The sequence below is a fragment of the Halopseudomonas sp. T1L2 genome (assembly GCF_055397385.1).
Genome location: NZ_AP040865.1, coordinates 2427577 through 2440492 on the forward strand (window position 1 = coordinate 2427577; position 12916 = coordinate 2440492).

At 59.3% G+C, this 12916-nt stretch carries 12 protein-coding genes and 1 pseudogene; 4 read left to right on the forward strand and 9 right to left on the reverse strand.

The window, feature by feature from the left end; translation table 11 throughout:
• Positions 1-28: 28 nt before the first annotated feature.
• Positions 29-1165: a glutamine-hydrolyzing carbamoyl-phosphate synthase small subunit gene (carA, locus tag ACZ5WQ_RS11440; RefSeq protein ID WP_464382341.1), complete on the reverse strand. Its 1137-nt coding sequence runs from the start codon at positions 1163-1165 to the stop codon at positions 29-31.
• A 360-nt stretch (positions 1166-1525) separates the two neighbouring features.
• Here carA and ACZ5WQ_RS11445 point away from each other — a divergent pair, with 360 nt between their 5' ends.
• On the forward strand, positions 1526-2302 hold the full coding sequence (locus ACZ5WQ_RS11445; protein WP_285677190.1) for a hypothetical protein: 777 nt from the start codon (positions 1526-1528) through the stop codon (positions 2300-2302).
• A 62-nt stretch (positions 2303-2364) separates the two neighbouring features.
• Here the strand turns inward: ACZ5WQ_RS11445 and dapB are convergent, their stop codons facing one another.
• The 4 genes from dapB to grpE all read right to left on the reverse strand — a co-directional run bounded on the left by dapB (position 2365) and on the right by grpE (position 7047).
• A complete protein-coding gene (dapB, locus tag ACZ5WQ_RS11450; protein ID WP_233048382.1) occupies positions 2365-3171 on the reverse strand; it encodes a 4-hydroxy-tetrahydrodipicolinate reductase in 807 nt (268 codons plus the stop codon).
• A 14-nt stretch (positions 3172-3185) separates the two neighbouring features.
• Positions 3186-4325 carry a molecular chaperone DnaJ gene (dnaJ, locus tag ACZ5WQ_RS11455; RefSeq protein ID WP_464382342.1) on the reverse strand — a complete coding sequence of 380 codons (1140 nt, stop codon included), beginning with the start codon at positions 4323-4325 and terminating at the stop codon, positions 3186-3188.
• A 134-nt stretch (positions 4326-4459) separates the two neighbouring features.
• Complete coding sequence (gene dnaK / locus ACZ5WQ_RS11460; protein WP_464382343.1) at positions 4460-6382, reverse strand: molecular chaperone DnaK; 1923 nt, start codon at positions 6380-6382, stop codon at positions 4460-4462.
• An 89-nt stretch (positions 6383-6471) separates the two neighbouring features.
• Positions 6472-7047, reverse strand: a complete 576-nt coding sequence (gene grpE, locus ACZ5WQ_RS11465; protein WP_285677194.1) for a nucleotide exchange factor GrpE — start codon at positions 7045-7047, stop codon at positions 6472-6474.
• A 226-nt stretch (positions 7048-7273) separates the two neighbouring features.
• Between grpE and recN the strand changes: the two genes are divergently transcribed.
• A complete protein-coding gene (gene recN / locus ACZ5WQ_RS11470; protein WP_269688574.1) occupies positions 7274-8947 on the forward strand; it encodes a DNA repair protein RecN in 1674 nt (557 codons plus the stop codon).
• Positions 8948-9017: 70 nt separating this feature from the next.
• Here the strand turns inward: recN and fur are convergent, their stop codons facing one another.
• Positions 9018-9428 carry a ferric iron uptake transcriptional regulator gene (gene fur / locus ACZ5WQ_RS11475; RefSeq protein WP_088276365.1) on the reverse strand — a complete coding sequence of 137 codons (411 nt, stop codon included), beginning with the start codon at positions 9426-9428 and terminating at the stop codon, positions 9018-9020.
• A 124-nt stretch (positions 9429-9552) separates the two neighbouring features.
• Between fur and ACZ5WQ_RS11480 the strand changes: the two are divergent.
• Positions 9553-9912: pseudogene (locus ACZ5WQ_RS11480) on the forward strand (outer membrane protein assembly factor BamE); the annotation flags it as partial.
• An 87-nt stretch (positions 9913-9999) separates the two neighbouring features.
• On the opposite strand, the gene ACZ5WQ_RS11485 reads toward ACZ5WQ_RS11480, so the two are convergent.
• Genes ACZ5WQ_RS11485 through ACZ5WQ_RS11495 form a run of 3 tightly spaced genes read right to left on the reverse strand, consistent with a single transcriptional unit; the run spans position 10000 to position 12149 of the window.
• On the reverse strand, positions 10000-10311 hold the full coding sequence (locus ACZ5WQ_RS11485) for an RnfH family protein (RefSeq protein ID WP_464382344.1): 312 nt from the start codon (positions 10309-10311) through the stop codon (positions 10000-10002).
• Entirely contained in the window at positions 10304-10738 is a 435-nt protein-coding gene (locus tag ACZ5WQ_RS11490) for a type II toxin-antitoxin system RatA family toxin (protein ID WP_228246835.1), read from the reverse strand. Before ACZ5WQ_RS11490 ends, ACZ5WQ_RS11485 begins: the two co-directional genes overlap by 8 nt.
• 7 nt (positions 10739-10745) lie before the next feature.
• Complete coding sequence (locus ACZ5WQ_RS11495; RefSeq protein WP_088276360.1) at positions 10746-12149, reverse strand: sodium-dependent transporter; 1404 nt, start codon at positions 12147-12149, stop codon at positions 10746-10748.
• 147 nt (positions 12150-12296) lie between these two features.
• Here ACZ5WQ_RS11495 and smpB point away from each other — a divergent pair, with 147 nt between their 5' ends.
• Entirely contained in the window at positions 12297-12779 is a 483-nt protein-coding gene (gene smpB / locus ACZ5WQ_RS11500; protein ID WP_088276359.1) for an SsrA-binding protein SmpB, read from the forward strand.
• Positions 12780-12916 lie beyond the last annotated feature (137 nt).

A 12916-nucleotide genomic window follows, 5' to 3' on the forward strand; every position in this document is an offset into this window, starting at 1 on the left:
CGTTTACAAATCCTAGGTGTACCGGGGTTCAGGCGCGTTTTTTCATGGCGTCGATGAAACGGTCGAACAGCGGTGCCACATCGTGCGGACCCGGGCTCGCCTCGGGGTGGCCCTGGAAGCTGAAGGCCGCCTTGTCGGTGCGCTCGATACCTTGCAGGGTGCCGTCAAACAGCGACTTGTGGGTCGGCCGCAGGTTGGCCGGCAGGCTGGTCTCGTCCACCGCAAAGCCGTGGTTCTGACTGGTGATCATCACCACACCGGTATCCAGATCCTGAACAGGATGGTTGGCGCCATGGTGACCATGACCCATCTTGACGGTTTTGGCACCGGAGGCCAGTGCCAGCAGTTGGTGACCGAGACAGATACCAAATACCGGGATGTCCGTTTCCAGAATTTCCTTGATCGCAGCAATGGCGTAGTCACATGGCTCCGGGTCGCCCGGGCCGTTGGACAGGAACACGCCATCCGGGTTCAGGGCCAGCACGTCGGCGGCCGGCGTTTGCGCGGGCACCACAGTCAGACGGCAACCGCGCGCAACCAGCATGCGCAGAATGTTGAATTTCACGCCGTAATCGAAGGCAACAACGTGGTAGGGCAACTCGGCATCGGACAGCTCGGGATGACTATCGGTCTCCAGATTCCAGACACTGGAGCGCCACTGATAGCTTTCCTTGACCGACACTTCCTTGGCCAGATCCATGCCCTTGAGGCCAGGGAAGCTGCGCGCCAGTTCAAGCGCCTTTTCCTCGGAGATATCGTCTCCGGCCAGCAGGCAGCCATTCTGCGAGCCCTTCTCGCGCAGAATCCGGGTCAGACGACGGGTGTCGATACCGGCGATGGCAACAATGTTGTTTTCACGCAGATACCCGTCCAGAGACTGCTTGCAGCGCCAGTTGCTGGCCAGCAGCGGCAGGTCACGAATCACCAGACCGGCAGCCTGAACTGCGTCGGACTCGACATCCTCAGGGGTCACGCCGGTGTTGCCGATGTGCGGGTAGGTCAGGGTCACGATTTGACGCGCATAGGAGGGATCGGTAAGGATCTCCTGATAACCGGTCATGGCCGTATTGAACACGACCTCACCAACACTGGAACCGTCGGCGCCGATGGACTCACCGCGGAAAATACTGCCGTCGGCGAGTGCGAGAATGGCTGGCTTGGACAAGAAAACCTCCGAAAGAACTGACACATTTCACCAAACGCGGGCTGCACAAAAGCGGGAATGTGGTGCTGAACACAACATCCCGCTTGCAAAGGCATTGTCAGATACGCGCTGAATAGACAGATTAGCGCAATAGTTTAAACACATGAGGCCAAAATATCCACACCGCAACGCCCAGCTCTTCCCGCAGGCAGTCGCGATCACCGCCCAGCAATCGCTTCAATCTCGCACAACTCTGTGTTACAACAGCCGGTGTATGAAAATGGGCAGGAGCCCACGCCAGACGGCGCAGACCGTCAAAACCGGACGCCTCCCTGGCGCCGGATAACACAAGAAAAACCAAAGGACTCGGGGACCCTCACCATGCCAACGCTCTTGAAACGCCTGCTGGTGCTGCCACTGCTGCTTATTGCCTCACTCGCCTACGCCGACCCGCAACGTCTGCAACAGCTGCATGAGTTCCGCAGCGAAGCCTTCAAGGCCGGAACCTACCTGCTGATCGACAACAACCTCTACGAGCGCGTTCGTGAGCCAGGCAACCGCGAAATCTACAACTCCGCACTGCAGCAAATGGACTCGCTGCTGCGCCAGATGAACAACCCCGGCAACCTTCGCCCGCTCTACAGCGAGCTGGTGACCCTGATCCGGGAACTGGAAGCGTTGCCCGAGGACCAGGCGCACTACAGCCTGGCCACCGTCAATCGCATCATGATGGCACACGGCAACCTCGAAAATGCCGCCGCAGAGCTTTATGAAGCGGAAGTCGCAGGCAGTCCGGATAATCTGGTTGCCCTGCAACGCCAGAGCATCGAGACCAGCCGCATTCTGCTGCTGTATGAAAACAACATGTTCAGTTCGGTTGGCGTGTACTTCCTGCCCAGCCGCGAGGGCCTGTTTGTCGAGCTGGACAACCGCATCAACGAGGGCTCAAATCAGCTCAAGCAACTGATGCCTGAACACAAGGACACCTTTGACCGCCTGGATAAGCAGTACAGCTTCATCCAGCCGCGCCTGATCAACCATCACGCCGACTGGGTACCCACCATCGCCGCGTTCTACCTGACCAAGAACACCCAGACACTCGATGAACTGGCTCGTGAACAGGCCAACCTGGCCGAGGCCAGCGTGAGCACCAACTAAGGCGGCAGGAACAAAAAAGGGTGGCCATCATGGCCACCCTTTTTTGTGCATCATTCCGCCGTCTAGCCCTTGAAGCCGAGCACGTCCTGCATATCAAACAGGCCCGCGCCACGGCCCTCAAGCCACATCGCCGAACGTACCGCACCCTTGGCAAAGGTCATCCGACTGGAGGCCTTGTGGGTAATTTCTACCCGCTCACCCTCGGTCGCAAACAGCACGGTGTGATCTCCGACCACGTCACCGGCGCGAACCGTCGCAAAACCAATGGTCTTGGGGTCACGCGCCCCGGTCTGCCCTTCACGCCCATAAACAGCCACGTCAGCCAGATTGCGACCGAGCGCATCGGCAACAACCTCCCCCATGCGCAGGGCCGTTCCAGATGGAGCGTCGACCTTGTGACGGTGGTGCGCCTCGATAACCTCGACATCAGCCTCATCCCCCATGACCCGCGCAGCCATGTCCAGCAGCTTGAGACAGAGGTTCACGCCAACACTGAAGTTGGGCGCAAAGACGATAGGGATCTGCTTGCCGGCCTCGGCGAGCAACGCCTTTTCAGCCTCGGAGAAACCCGTAGTACCGATCACCATCGCCTTGCCTGCATCACGGCAAATCTGCAGATTCACCAGCGTCGTGGTCGGATGAGTGAAGTCGATCAGCACGTCAAAGTCGTCGACCACTTGCTTGAGGTCACCACTGATCGCAACGCCCAAGCGACCGAAACCGGCCAACTCACCCGCATCAGCGCCCACCAGCGAACTGTCAGGGCGCTCAATCGCCGCCGTCAGCGCAGCACCTTCCGTCTGACCGATTGCCTCGATCAGCGTCTTCCCCATGCGCCCGGCAGCGCCAATTACCGCAATCCGTCTCATCTTGCGCACCTGCCTCAGAATTTCATGTCTTCGAAGAAGTTCTTCACACCATCAAACCAGCTCTTGGCACGAGGCGACTGACTCGAGCCTTCGGCCTCAAGTGTTTGACGCAGCTCTTCGAGCAATTCGCGCTGACGCTTGGTCAGGTTGACCGGCGTTTCGACAACCACCCGGCAGAGCAGATCACCGGCCGAACCACCACGCACTGGCGTCACACCCTTGCCGCGCAGGCGGAACAGCTTACCGGTTTGCGCGCCCTCGGGAATCTTCAGCTTGACCCGACCGTCCAGGGTCGGCACCTCAAGCTCTCCGCCCAGTGCCGCATCGACGAAGCTGATCGGCACCTCACAGTACAGATTCTTGCCGTCACGCTGGAAGATCTTGTGCTCGCGCACCGAAACAACCACATACAGATCACCGGCAGGGCCGCCATTAACACCGGCCTCACCTTCACCTGCCAGGCGGATACGGTCACCGGTATCCACACCGGCCGGAACCTTGACCGACAAGTTCTTCTGCTTCTCTACACGACCATTGCCGTGGCAGTCCTTGCACGGATCGGTAATCATCTTGCCGGTACCATGACAGCGCGGGCAGGTCTGCTGCACCGAGAAGAAGCCCTGCTGCATGCGTACCTGACCATGACCACCGCAGGTGGTACAGGTTGTCGGCGTGGTGCCCTTCTTCGCACCGCTACCATCACAGGTTTCGCAGGCAACCAGAGTCGGCACACGAATGGTGACCGTGGTACCGCGCACCGCCTCTTCCAGATCCAGCTCCAGGGTGTAACGCAGGTCACTGCCGCGCTGCACGCTGGAACGGCCACGACCGCCGCCGCCACCGAAAATGTCACCAAATACATCGCCGAAGATATCGGAGAAGTTGGCGCCGCCGCCACCAAAACCACCGGCACCGCCACCCATGTTCGGATCCACGCCGGCGTGACCATACTGATCGTAGGCGGCGCGCTTGTTGGCGTCGGTCAGCACTTCGTAGGCTTCGGTCGCTTCCTTGAACCTCTCTTCGGCATTCTCGTCATCCGGGTTACGGTCCGGATGATATTTCATCGCCAGACGGCGATAGGCCTTTTTCAGCTCGGCCTCGCTGGCGCCCTTTTCGACCCCCAGCACTTCGTAATAATCACGCTTGGACATGTGTTCGACTTCCCTTACAGAGACACCCGGCACAAACGGCAACGCGGGAGAAGCTCCCGCGTTGCCAGGCAGAGTTGGAGGGCAACACACCGGACATGCCGTCGGTGCACCACCCTACCCGGTTCATCAAGGACTTACTTGTTGTCCTTGACCTCTTCGAACTCGGCGTCGACCACGTCGTCCGCATCGTTACCGGACTCCGCGCCTGCTGCCGGGTCTTCACCCTTGCCAGCCTGAGCCTGTTCGGCATACATCTTCTGGACCAGCGGGCCAGATGTCTCGGACAACGCGTTGATCTTGGCCTCGATCTCTTCCTTGTCGCCGGTCTTGATCGCAGCTTCCAGATCGCTCAGCGCCGTTTCGATGGCGGCCTTCTCTTCATCAGTCGCCTTGTCGCCCGCCTCGGTCAGGGTCTTGCGAGTCGCGTGAACCAGCTGATCGGCCTGGTTGCGCACGGTTACCAGTTCTTCGAACTTGCGGTCTTCCTCAGCGTTGGCCTCGGCATCACGCACCATCTTCTCGATTTCGTCATCCGACAGACCAGAGGACGCCTTGATCACGATGGACTGCTCTTTGCCGGTTGCCTTGTCTTTGGCAGACACGTTGAGGATACCGTTGGCATCGATGTCGAAGCTGACCTCAATCTGCGGCACGCCACGCTGCGCCGGCGGAATGTCGGCCAGATCGAAACGGCCCAGCGACTTGTTCTGGCTCGCCTGCTTGCGCTCACCCTGCAGCACGTGAATGGTCACCGCCGTCTGGTTGTCGTCTGCAGTCGAGAACACCTGCGACTTTTTGGTCGGGATGGTGGTGTTCTTCTCGATCAGCGTAGTCATCACGCCACCCATGGTTTCGATACCCAGCGACAGCGGAGTAACGTCCAGCAGCAGCACGTCCTTCACGTCACCGGCCAGCACCGCACCCTGAATGGAGGCACCGATAGCGACCGCTTCGTCCGGGTTAACGTCCTTGCGCGGCTCCTTATTGAAGAACTCGGCAACGGTCTTCTGCACCAGCGGCATGCGAGTCTGACCACCAACCAGTATAACGTCGTTGATGTCAGACACATCCAGGCCGGCATCCTGCATCGCGATGCGGCAGGGCTCGATGCTGCGCTTGATCAGGTCTTCAACCAGCGACTCCAGCTTGGCACGCGTCACCTTGACGTTCAGGTGCTTCGGACCGGACGCATCTGCAGTGATGTACGGCAGGTTGACGTCGGTCTGCTGGCTGGAAGACAGCTCGATCTTGGCCTTTTCAGCCGCTTCTTTCAGACGCTGCAGCGCCAGCGGATCGTTGTGCAGGTCAACGCCGTTCTCTTTCTTGAACTCGTCTGCCAGGTAGTCGATCAGACGCATGTCGAAATCTTCACCACCCAGGAAGGTGTCACCATTGGTGGCCAGCACTTCAAACTGGTGCTCGCCGTCAACTTCGGCAATTTCGATTACGGACACGTCAAAGGTACCGCCACCCAGGTCGTATACGACAACGGTGGAGTCGCCACGCGCCTTGTCCATACCGTAGGCCAGAGCAGCTGCGGTCGGCTCGTTGATGATGCGCTTGACTTCCAGACCGGCGATGCGGCCGGCGTCTTTGGTGGCCTGACGCTGGCTGTCGTTAAAGTAGGCCGGCACGGTGATAACCGCTTCGGTAACCGGTTCACCAAGGTAATCCTCGGCGGTCTTCTTCATTTTCTTCAGTACTTCAGCAGACACCTGCGGCGGAGCCATTTTCTCGTCATTTACCTGAACCCAGGCGTCACCGTTGTCGGCCTTGACGATCTTGTACGGCACCAGCTTGATGTCTTTCTGTACGACGTCTTCTTCAAAACGGCGGCCGATCAGACGCTTGACCGCGTACAGGGTGTTCTGCGGGTTGGTAACCGCCTGACGCTTGGCCGACTGGCCAACCAGGGTTTCACCGTCGTTGGTGTAGGCGACGATGGACGGCGTGGTACGACCACCCTCAGCGTTCTCGATCACCTTGGCGGAACCGTTTTCCAGAATAGAGACACAGGAGTTGGTGGTCCCCAGGTCGATACCGATAATCTTGCCCATAAGTTTCTCTCCGAATCTGACTGCCGCGTCTTGGTCTGCGGCGCTGTTCAACTATGCTTGAGCCCTTGATGGGGGCTGCCAAATCAATTTCAAGCCTGCTCGTCAATCGAGGGCGCGGCACCCGCCGCCGGGGCCTTGCTGACGACAACCATGGCCGGGCGCAACAGGCGACCGCTGAGGGTGTAACCCTTCTGGAACACCTTGAGCACGGTGTTCGGCTCAACCGCGGTACTTTCTTCCATCGCCATGGCCTGATGCAGTTCAGGATTGAAGGGCTCGCCCTCAGGCTGAACCGGGACTACCTGGAACCGCGCCAGGGTGTCGGCAAACATCTTCAGGGTCAGCTCAATACCCTCGCGCATCGGCTTGATCGCCGGATCATCAGCATTGGACAACTCCAGGCCGCGCTCAAGACTATCGATGATCGGCAGCAGATCATTGGCAAAACGCTCCAGCGCGAACTTGTGCGCCTTCTCGACATCCTGCTCGGCACGGCGACGCGCATTCTGCACATCAGCCGCCGCCCGCAGAGCCTGATCCTGAGCGGTAGCCAGCTGTTCTTCCAGACTCGCTACGCGCGCGGCAAGATCGCCTTCGGGCGTCGCAACGGTCTGATCGACCACGTCGTCCTGATCCTGCAGATCCGGTCTCTGTTCCTCTGCCATGTCTTTCTCCTGTCATAGGGTGGGCGTGTCTTTGCGCGCAATCGCCGCACACGCAGTCAATGATGAACGACCAGCCTCGCCGATCGCGTCTGGCAACCTATATGGGGACAGTCCACACAGCTTCAAGGGTCAATATCAATCAGTGTGCTCATGCTATTGCGGGGACTTGTCGCCACAAAGCAAACTACTGTATAAACAACCAGAACAATTTTCTCGGGAGCGCGCCATGCTGATCCACCTCGCGGTCAACAACTACGCCATCGTCGACACCCTGGAACTCGAGCTGGGCGGCGGCATGAGCGTGATTACCGGCGAAACCGGTGCAGGCAAATCCATCATGCTCGATGCACTGGCCCTCACCCTTGGCGATCGCGCCGACAGCGGCGCGGTGCGCCCCGGCGCCGACAAGGCCGACATCCTCGCCACCTTCGACATTCGCGACATTCCCGAAGCCCGCCAGTGGCTCGATGAGCGTGACCTGACGCAGGACGACGACCAGGTTATCCTCCGGCGCGTGATCACCGCCGAAGGCCGCTCACGAGGCTACATCAATGGCGCACCCTGCCCCCAGCAGGACCTGCGTGCCCTCGGCGAAATGCTGATCGACATTCACAGCCAGCATGAGCACCAGTCGCTGCTGAAAACCGATACCCATCGACGCCTGCTGGACGAGTACGCCGGCGCCGGCGAACTCGCGAGACAGGTTCAACTGGCTGCCCAGCGCTGCCGCCAGACCGAGAAGGCGCTACGCCAGGCCAGCCAGCAAAGCGAAGAACAGGCCGCTCGCCAGCAGCTGCTGACCTACCAACTGGACGAACTGGACAATCTGAGCCTGCAGGACGGCGAACTGGACGAACTGGAGAACGAGCAGCGTCAGCTTGCCAGCGCAGACCAGATCCTGCATTCCTGCCAGCAAGTCATCAACATCTGCAGCGAAAATGACGCAGGCAGCGTGCTGGAAGCCCTGACCGCCAGCCTGAGTCGGCTGGACGCCTTTAAAAGCCACAGCCCGCAACTGGGTGAAGCCAGCGACATGCTCGCCAGCGCACAGATTCAGATCGAGGAAGCAGTCGGCGAACTGACCCGTTACCTCGACCACTTCGAGGCCGACCCTGAACGCCAGCAGTACGTGGAAGAACGCCTCAGCGCCATTTATGACCTGGCACGCAAGCACCGTATTCAGCCGCAGGAGCTGCCCGCACTGCAGCAGCAGCTGATCGACGAACTGGAAGGCCAGCAGCAACAAGCTGCCGACGCAGAGCGCCTGCAGGAAGAACTGGTTGCCTACCAGGCCCACTATCGCCAACTGAGCGAGAAACTGTCAGCACAGCGCAGCAAGGGAGCAGCCAAACTCGCCAAGGCAGTAACTCAGGAAATTCAGCGCCTGGGCATGCCCGGTGGCCGAATCGAGCTGCAGCTGACACCGCTGGACGCTGACAGCTACCCGGTAACCGGGCTGGAAACCGTCGAGTTCCTGGTCAGTGCCAACCCCGGCCAGCCCGCCAAACCGCTGGCCAAGGTAGCATCTGGCGGCGAACTGTCACGCATCAGCCTCGGCATTCAGGTCATCACCGCACAGACGTCACGCGTTCCCACACTGGTGTTTGACGAAGTCGATGTGGGTATCGGCGGCCCGACCGCCGAGATCGTTGGCCAGCTGCTTCGCCAACTTGGCGCGCGCGGCCAGGTACTGACAGTCACCCACCTGCCGCAGGTCGCCGCTCAGGGGCATCAGCACCTGTTTGTACGCAAACAGCAAACCCGCAACAGCACACGCACCTGCATTGACCAGCTGGACGATAACGCCCGCGTACAGGAAGTCGCCCGCATGCTTGGCGGCGTCGACTTGACCGACGAATCACTGGCCCACGCCCGCAAGCTGCTCAGCGTTGCACACTGAGCAGATATAAAAAAACCGGGCCTGGCCCGGTTTTTTTGCACCAAAAAATCAGCACTTGTCCAATCTGACGTTACTTGCCGCCAGCCTTGCGCACATACAGCACCAGATTGTGGTCAACCAACTCGAAGCCGTGCTCCTTGACGATTTCGCGCTGACGGCGCTCGATTTCAGGATCGAAGAACTCGACCACTTCACCAGAGTCAACACAGACCATGTGGTCGTGGTGCTCGCCGTCGGCCAGCTCAAACACGGCGTGTCCGCCGTCGAAGTTGTGGCGCACGACCAGTCCGGCCGCTTCAAATTGCGTCAACACGCGATAGACGGTGGCCAGGCCAACGTCCTCGCCCGCCTCCATCAAAGCCTTGTAGACGTCCTCGGCACTCATGTGACGCTCGTTCGAACCGTCGAGCATTTGCAGGATCTTAACCCGAGGTAACGTGACCTTCAGGCCAGCTTTGCGGAGTTCTTGATTTTCAACCATGTCACTATTCTCGTTCAGCGCTTCGCAGGGCGGGATGAGTCGGGTATGATCAGGGCAATACAGCCATTCCAAAGATAGCGGATGTTAGCACGTGACGCGAAAAAGCTTTAATCGAATCCTTTTCATGCTGTTATGCAGTGTCTCTATCGGCCTTCTGGGTGGCTGCGGCGTGGTCCCCGGCATTTACAAGATCGATATCCAGCAAGGCAACGTTGTCACCCAGGAAATGGTTGACCAACTCCGCCCCGGCATGACCACCCGCCAGGTGCGCTTCATTATGGGCACTCCGCTGATCCAGGACACCTTCCACCCCAACCGCTGGGATTACCTGTACAGCATGGAATCGGGACACAGCACGCGCGTGCAGGAACGCATCAGCCTGAACTTTGAAGACAATCGCCTGGTCGGCCTCTCCGGCGACTTCATGCCAGGTCAGAGCCAGGACGAGGAAATCATGAGCTCCGACACCGTCGAAACCTATCCCGTCGACCTGGGCGCTCCACTCGGCACAGGCGAATAGCCAACGCACTAAAGGGGAAGCGTCCGACGCCTCCCCTTCCTGCCCCCGCGACTAGTCTTCCGTCTTGGCCGCCTTGGCCTTGGCAGCGCGCTGCTTGCGCACTTCCTTCGGGTCCGCAATCAGCGGACGATATATTTCCACCCGCTCTCCTGACTGCAGCACCCGCTCTGCAGGTTTGGGGACGGCCTTGCCGAAAATACCCAGCGGGGCACTTTCCAGATCCAGCTCGGGGAAGTGCTGCTCCATGCCGGACAGACGCACGGCGTCCAGCATGCTGGTGCCCTCGGGCACATTAAGCGTCACAATCTTCTGCTTGTGGGGCAGCGCATAGGCCACCTCCACCACCATGGTCTTCTCAGCCACCCCAGGTCTCCTTGGCCCGCTGACAGAAGGCGTCCACCATTGCATTGGCTGCCTGATTGAACAACGGCCCCAGCGTCGCCTTGACCAGGGCGCCGGCGTACTCGAAATGCAGATCCAGAGTGATCTTGCACGCCGAATCACCAAGCGCCTTGAACTCCCAGGCACCACGAAAATCGCTGAACGGGCCATCCACCAGACGTAGCGTAATGCGCTCGCCCGGCACCAAAGCATTTCGGGTAGTAAAGGCCTGGCTCATGCCGGCCTTGGCAATGTCCAGACGGGCACACATCTCGGTGTCAGTCTCACTGAGAACGGTCGCACCGGAGCACCAGGGCAAAAACTCCGGATAACGTTCAACCCGGTTAACCAGGTTGTACAGATGGCTGGCCGGATACGGCAACAAAGCCGAGCGCTGAATGTGGGTCATGCAATCTTCACTTGGTCAGTTCGGTGACGAGGATAATCAGAATCCCCGCAGGGGCTACATAGCGTAACAGCGAATAGATGAGCGGGAACAGGCGGCGATACTTCAACGCCAGCTCATCGCGGAATACATCGCGGTCCAGCACCCAGCCTGCGAACAGCACAAACAGAAGACCACCCAGAGGCAGCATGATGCGGCTGGTCAGATAATCAATCGATTCAAAGAACGTCATGCCGCCCTCACTGGTCCAGCGGAACAGGTGCCAACCGTCAGCATCGGACACAAAGAACCGCGCATCCGCCAGCACGTTGAACGACAGCACCGTACCCAGGCCAACTACCCAGCAGAGCAGCGCAATCACCGAGGTCACCCACACACGACTGCGACCACTGCGCTCAATCCAGAACGCCACTGCCGGCTCGAGCATGGAAATCGCCGAACTCCAGGCCGCTACAGTTACCAGCACAAAGAACACAACACCAAACAGGTTACCGCCGGCAATATTGCCAAAGGCGATTGGCAGCGTGACAAACATCAGGCCAGGCCCTTCATTGGGCTGCAGCCCGGCGGCAAACACCACCGGAAACAGGGCCATTCCCGCGGTTAGTGCTACGACCGTATCCAGCAGACCAACCGTCAGCACTGTCGATCCAATGGACGCCTTGCGCGGCATATAGGCGCCGAACACCATGATCGAGCCGACACCCACGCTCAGGGTAAAGAATGCGTGCCCCATGGCGGCCAGAATACCGTCAGGCACCTTGGCCAGATCAAACTCGAACAGAAAGCGCACACCCTCCATGAAATGACCCGTGGTAAGGCTGTACCCCAGAAGCGCCACCAGCAGTACAAACAGCATCGGCATCAGAATCCGCAGCGTGCGCTCAAGGCCCGCCACCACACCCCTGGCAATCACCCAACCGGTGAGCAGCATAAATAGCGTATGCCACACCGTCAGCCGAACCGGGTCGCTGACAAGGCTGCCGAAACGCTGCCCCGCACCGTCACCGTCAATGCCGGCAAACTCACCGCGCACCATGCCAACGATATAATCGAGCGCCCAGCCGGCTACCACGCTGTAAAAGGACAAGATCAGCAGCGCACCAGTCATCCCCATCACCGCAGCCCAGGACCAGGCGGACGAAGCGTTCGAGTATCGGGAAAGCGTCTTCAGCGTATTGACCGGGCTCTGTCTGCCGCGCCGTCCCAGCAGGGTCTCGGCCAGCATCACCGGCAAACCGATCAGACAGATGCAGATCAGATAGACCAGAACAAAGGCGCCACCGCCATATACACCTGTCATGTAAGGGAACTTCCAGATGTTGCCGAGGCCTACGGCAGATCCGGTTGCCGCAAGAATGAAGACCCAGCGGCTTGCCCAGATCCCGTGAATGGAGACAGCGTCTTTGCTCATAAAGAGTCCCGGAGTACCCGAAAAAAGGAACGCATTGTCCAGATTTTAACCAATCACCACAAGGTCAAATCGCCGCAGGCATGAAAGCCCTCCACCCACAAAATCCGCCGATACAGCATAGGAAACTACAGGTATACTGACGCGCCTATGAGCAAGCAAAAGAAATCCCCGGCCAACAGCGGCACCATTGCGCTGAACAAAAAGGCCAAACACGACTATTTCATCGAGCAGCGCTTCGAAGCCGGCATCGCACTGACCGGCTGGGAAGTAAAGAGCCTGCGCGAGGGTAAGGTGCAGCTGGTCGATAGCTACATCCTGCTCAAGAACAACGAAGCCTTTCTGCTGGGCGCCCACATCACGCCACTGAAGACCGCCAGCACGCACGTCATCGCCGACCCGACCCGCACCCGCAAACTGCTGCTGCACGCACGCGAACTCGACAAGCTGGTCAATGGCGTACAGGCCAAGGGCTTCGCCTGCGTCCCGCTCGCGCTGTACTGGAAGGGTCACCTGGTCAAATGCGAAATTGCCCTGGTACGCGGCAAAAAGGACTTCGACAAACGGCAGACCGAGAAAGAGCGCGACTGGGATCGCGAGAAGCAACGCGTCGTACGCGAGAACCATCGCTAATTTTTTTTTGCTACCCGCTGAACTTTCCCGCAACCAGCCCGTCATACCCTTTGACAGGCTGGTCCGCTCCACCAGCCGGTTTATGGTTTAAAGCATGTAACGCCTATACCCTGACTCGTCAGGGTATTTTTTTGTCT

Excerpts from the sequence above, each read along its gene's own strand:
- grpE (WP_285677194.1), bottom strand. The coding sequence starts at position 7,047 with ATGGCAGAGGAACAGAGACCGGATCTGCAGGATCAGGACGACGTGGTC.
- ACZ5WQ_RS11495 (WP_088276360.1), bottom strand. The coding sequence starts at position 12,149 with ATGAGCAAAGACGCTGTCTCCATTCACGGGATCTGGGCAAGCCGCTGG.
- recN (WP_269688574.1), top strand. The coding sequence starts at position 7,274 with ATGCTGATCCACCTCGCGGTCAACAACTACGCCATCGTCGACACCCTG.
- dnaJ (WP_464382342.1), bottom strand. The coding sequence starts at position 4,325 with ATGTCCAAGCGTGATTATTACGAAGTGCTGGGGGTCGAAAAGGGCGCC.
- dnaK (WP_464382343.1), bottom strand. The coding sequence starts at position 6,382 with ATGGGCAAGATTATCGGTATCGACCTGGGGACCACCAACTCCTGTGTC.
- ACZ5WQ_RS11490 (WP_228246835.1), bottom strand. The coding sequence starts at position 10,738 with ATGACCCACATTCAGCGCTCGGCTTTGTTGCCGTATCCGGCCAGCCAT.
- smpB (WP_088276359.1), top strand. The coding sequence starts at position 12,297 with ATGAGCAAGCAAAAGAAATCCCCGGCCAACAGCGGCACCATTGCGCTG.
- fur (WP_088276365.1), bottom strand. The coding sequence starts at position 9,428 with ATGGTTGAAAATCAAGAACTCCGCAAAGCTGGCCTGAAGGTCACGTTA.
- ACZ5WQ_RS11445 (WP_285677190.1), top strand. The coding sequence starts at position 1,526 with ATGCCAACGCTCTTGAAACGCCTGCTGGTGCTGCCACTGCTGCTTATT.
- dapB (WP_233048382.1), bottom strand. The coding sequence starts at position 3,171 with ATGAGACGGATTGCGGTAATTGGCGCTGCCGGGCGCATGGGGAAGACG.